Genomic DNA, 4,741 nt, shown 5'->3' with positions numbered 1-4,741 from the left:
CGGATGCCGGAGGTCGGATGCCGGAGGTCGGATGCCGGAGGTCGGATGCCGGAGGATAAAACAAAACTCCTGAGAAATATTTCTCAGGAGTTTTGTTTTTATTTATCGATCCAGTATCTTCTTTATATTAGGTTTAAAATAGTTAGGCCCTTTTAAGACTTTACCATCTTCTCTATAAATTGGTTCTCCATCTTCTCCCAGCTTGCTCATATTACTACGTTGGATCTCATTAAACACTTCTTCTATTTTGTGTTGCATGCCATGTTCGATAATGGTACCACACAAAATATACAGCATATCCCCTAATGCATCTGCCACCTCTACCAGGTCGTTATCCTGAGCAGCTTCCAGATATTCTTCGTTTTCTTCTTTCATCAAGTTAAACCGAAGCATATTTTTTGCCTCTCCCAAATCTGCAATTGGTTCGTTTTTGTACCCTAGTTTAAAGGAGGTATGAAATTCTTGTACCGCAGCAATTTTATCTTTCATCAATATATTTTTATAGATTATCTTTGCCGTAAAAATAGCAAAATATGTTTAGTACCGGTCAGTTAGTATTTGCAGGAATCTTTGTGGTAGCTTTTATTATTTTAATGATTTTTAGTTACCGAAAAGATATCCAACTACATCGCAAATATTACAAAGGCAGCATCTTTATTCTCGCAGGTTTTATTATCTTTATTTTGCTGCTTTTTATGTTAAAGACATATTTACAGCCTGAGTAAACTACAAACACCCCTGGTTTTCTGTCAAAATAATTGCTTTTTGGGTTAGTATCTTAGGATGCTTAACTCCTATCTCCCTTTGGTATTTGTCCCTAAAAGTGGGAAAATACCCTGTGTTGGGTATGGATTTTCACTCTTTTTTTTAAGAGTTTTGAGGTAATTAAATAACTAAAATAAATTATCATGAATTTTGAATTAACAGGAACTATAAATCTAAGTGAGAATTATGAAATTACATTTCCAAAAGACAAAACAGAAAAAATCATACCTGACAAAAGATATCAATTTGTCTATGCAAGTCAATTATACGGTACTTTTTTTGGAATTTTTGCAAAATTTCAAACATCAAATCTGGATCGTATTAATAAATCCTGTACAGTAAAAGCTGCTGAATTTATATTAGTAAATTATTCTGGTGAGATTAATTTAGGGATTGTTGATATTGAGAGGGATAAAATTGAATATACAGATTTTCGTGTTCCAAATATAGATGGCACTATAAGTAATCTACAATGTTTAAATTTTGATATAACAGTTAAAGGACTAGAAGAAAGTTTTAAACCATATCCCGTAAAGGTTGATTTACAAATAAATAAAGGAAATCATGAAAATGTTTACTTACGAATAAACAGAAAATTAAGACCCCTGCATCATTCAACATCTAATGACGGAAGGTTTACTACACTTAAGCCTCATGCAGTTAAAGACAAGGTCTTTGATAGTGAAATTTACAATAGAAGTGGTGTTTTTTATAATCAAACTAAAAAATTACATAAAGATCCTGAAGCAGCTCTTATAATGCCTACGTATGATGAAAAACCTATTGCCCCTTGGGGGTCTTGTATACCTGGATATAATAAAATTATTTTTGAATAAAATCACATTAAATATAGTATTCATTTTAAGCTGTATTACTTTATATGGTTCTGCCCCTATTAAAGAGAAGGATACCGTTTACAAAACTTATTTTCAAAGTCTAAAACAATTAGAATATAAAAACGCTAAATATCATACCAAGCATATTAAAAATGAGCAGATAGCTTCTTTACTTAATAATCTTGCCGAAATATTGTATTATAGAGATGATTATGCTTTTAAAAAAGGCCTCACTTTAGAAGTTGATACCATCTCTAATCCAGTAATTAGTAGTGTGTCGTTTTTAAATTTAGGGTACATTAGCCTATATACTAATTCAAATAATTCTAACGTATTTAATTACTTTTCAAAAGCTTATAAATCTTCTTTAGAATTAGAAAACATAGAGCTGAGAAAAGCATGTTTGTTAGCCATCTTAGAATTCTATCGCCAAGAAATATTACAAAGCAATAATCTATATAACAAATACTTAAAAGAATACAGTACTATAGCAGATCAACCTATTGATTATTTTTGGATAAAATTATATGAAATCATTTTTTATACCAAATCAAAAGATCTGGACAATAGGTTTTTTTACAAAATAAAAGAGCTTGACAGTCTATCAAATTTAAACAAATTTAACGATCCTTGTCTAGCTAGATTTGATATACAAAAAGCTTATAAGTTTGAAATTTTAAACCAAAAGGATTCATCTGTGTTTTATTATCAGAATATTATTCAAAAAAACGTAAACCAACCTTTTAATAAACATTTAGTTTTTAAATCTTTAATTCGATTATCAGAGGTACATGCAAAAGAAAAAAAATATGCTATGGCTTTACACAGTATTAATAAAGCCGAAAAGTATAAGAATAACTCGGATACACTAAAAAGTATGTTTTATTTACTTAGATATCAATCCAAAAACCTGGAGAAATTACATCGATATAAAGAAGCCTATAATACACTTAAAAAATCTTTAGAAATTGAATATGATTTAGATTACAGAAAAAATACACTACAAAATTCTAAATTAGAGATTCAATTAAAAACAGCCGAAAAAGAAAAAAAAATAGTCCAACTCCTTAATACCAATCTACAATCGGAGGCAAATAGAGTACGCAACCGCAACCTGTTTATTGGCGCCATTTCTTTTATTGCCATTGGTTTACTTATCACTTTGTTACTATATAAGAATATAAAACGAAAACAGCGAATTGCAGAGCAACAACATGAAATCGAACTTCAAAAAACAGAAAAGCTATTAAAAGAGCAAGAATTATCTGCCATTGATGCCATGATATTGGGACAAGAAAAAGAACGACAACGCCTTGCCAATGATCTGCACGATAATCTGGGGAGTACCCTTGCTACCGTAAAACTTCATTTTCAGCATCTACGAAATAATAAAGACAATCCTAAAATTAAAAATATAGAAGAACTATACTCTAAAACAGATACTTTATTAGAAGAAGCCTACCAAAAAGTACGCACCATAGCGCATGAAAAAAATAGTGGCGTAATGGCAAACCAAGGGCTACTCCTTGCTATTAAAAACCTGGCTAAAAAAGTATCTAACGGCAATTTACTCGTAGAAGTACAGGATTACGGATTAGAACAACGATTGGATAACGCCTTAGAAATTACAATCTTTAGAATGATACAGGAACTAGTCACCAATGCCATTAAACATGCCAAAGCTACCGAAATACACATATCCCTAACCAACCACGATTCGCTTTTAAACATTATTGTAGAGGATAACGGTAAAGGATTTGATACTAGAGTGTTGCCCAAAAAAGAAGGAATGGGACTGGCAACCATAGAAAAACGTGTAGAACATCTGGAAGGTACTTTTGAGATGGATTCTACCTTAGGAAAAGGAACTAACATTATAATAAACATACCTATATGATAACCATCGCAATTGCCGAAGATCACCAATCGCTAATAGATGGCGTAGAATTACTTCTTAAGTACGAAAAAGAAATAAGTATTGTAGGTATGGCTAATGATGGAGAAAAATTATTAAAAATCGTTCGTTTAAAACAACCAAAAGTAGTGCTAACCGACATTAGGATGCCAAAAATCGATGGTATAGCAGCAACCAGAATTATTAAAAAAGAGCTGCCCCATACCAAGGTTATTGCATTTTCTATGTTTGATCAGGAAGATGCGGTTCGACAAATGATCGATGCAGGAGCATCTGGGTATATCTTAAAAAATTCTCCTCTGGAAGAAGTCTTAACTGCAATCCAACAAGTAGCAAAAGGAAAAACCTATTTTGATGCTGCTATCGACCCTTCCCTTTTTTTGGAGGAAGCAAAACAACCTGCCAAAAAACAAATTTTATCCAAAAGCGAACGAGAGATTTTAGCGCTTATAGGACAAGGAAAAACTTCTTCAGAAATTGCTGCGATACGATTTAACTCGGTTTCTACTATCGAAACACATCGTAAAAATATTATCCGAAAACTGGATCTGCATGGCAAAGGCGAATTACTGCGGTATGCTATTGAGAAAAAATATAATTTCTAAATAATCCTGATTCTTCTTCAAAATATAAAAACACTTACATCAGGTAATCCACAAAATATATATTAAAACCCCTCCAAAGAAACTTGTCATTCCGTTGCAAAACGGAATCTATTAATTTCTGTGTCACTCACTCCTCAAAGCATCACCCTTCGAGTACCTCAGGGTTCGGTTCGGCAGAGGGCTGAGGTACTCGAAGCCCTGCTTTTGCAATTTGTAACTCTCGGCTATTGTCATTCCGTTGCAAAACGGAATCCATAATTAACAATTTCTAAATAAAATAGATCCCAGTCTGCACTGGGATGACAAAAATTAGAAATATCGTACTGAAAAACAACAAAGAACACACAGTTCTTGTCATTCCGTTGCAAAACGGAATCTATTAATTTCTGTGTCATTCACCCCTCAAAGCATCATCCTTCGAGTAGCCTCAGGGTTCGGGTGGAATGAGGGCTGAGGCACTCGAAGTCCATCTTTCGGGTAACCCCAGAGCTTTGCAAAATATGCTCCTTACACTACAGGTACAAAACGGAATCCAGTAATACCAATGCATACATAAAATAGATCCCAGTCTGCACTGGGATGAACTGTGCTTAAAAACAAATATTTGGTTGATAATTTTC

Annotated in this window: 4 protein-coding genes; 3 read left to right on the top strand and 1 reads right to left on the bottom strand. The window is 33.1% G+C overall.

Translation table 11 applies throughout. From position 1 onward, the window contains the following. Positions 1 to 102 precede the first annotated feature (102 nt). Positions 103 to 489 (bottom strand): pyrophosphohydrolase domain-containing protein, encoded by a 387-nt coding sequence (locus ACZIYX_RS23590; protein WP_462684722.1) that lies wholly within the window; start codon positions 487 to 489, stop codon positions 103 to 105. Between the two features lie 419 nt (positions 490 to 908). Between ACZIYX_RS23590 and ACZIYX_RS23585 the strand changes: the two genes are divergently transcribed. From ACZIYX_RS23585 to ACZIYX_RS23575, 3 genes are read left to right on the top strand one after another with little or no spacing between them, the layout of a single operon-like run. Then, positions 909 to 1,601: a hypothetical protein gene (locus ACZIYX_RS23585; protein WP_462684721.1), complete on the top strand. Its 693-nt coding sequence runs from the start codon at positions 909 to 911 to the stop codon at positions 1,599 to 1,601. Further along, positions 1,594 to 3,498 (top strand): sensor histidine kinase, encoded by a 1,905-nt coding sequence (locus tag ACZIYX_RS23580; protein ID WP_462684720.1) that lies wholly within the window; start codon positions 1,594 to 1,596, stop codon positions 3,496 to 3,498. The genes ACZIYX_RS23585 and ACZIYX_RS23580 overlap by 8 nt, the downstream gene beginning before the upstream one ends. After that, on the top strand, positions 3,495 to 4,121 hold the full coding sequence (locus ACZIYX_RS23575; RefSeq protein WP_462684719.1) for a response regulator: 627 nt from the start codon (positions 3,495 to 3,497) through the stop codon (positions 4,119 to 4,121). The genes ACZIYX_RS23580 and ACZIYX_RS23575 overlap by 4 nt, the downstream gene beginning before the upstream one ends. Positions 4,122 to 4,741: the final 620 nt, after the last annotated feature.

This window comes from Aquimarina sp., assembly GCF_977115655.1.
Note: the sequence above shows the minus strand (reverse complement) of the source record. Positions and strands in the feature narration are given on the sequence as shown.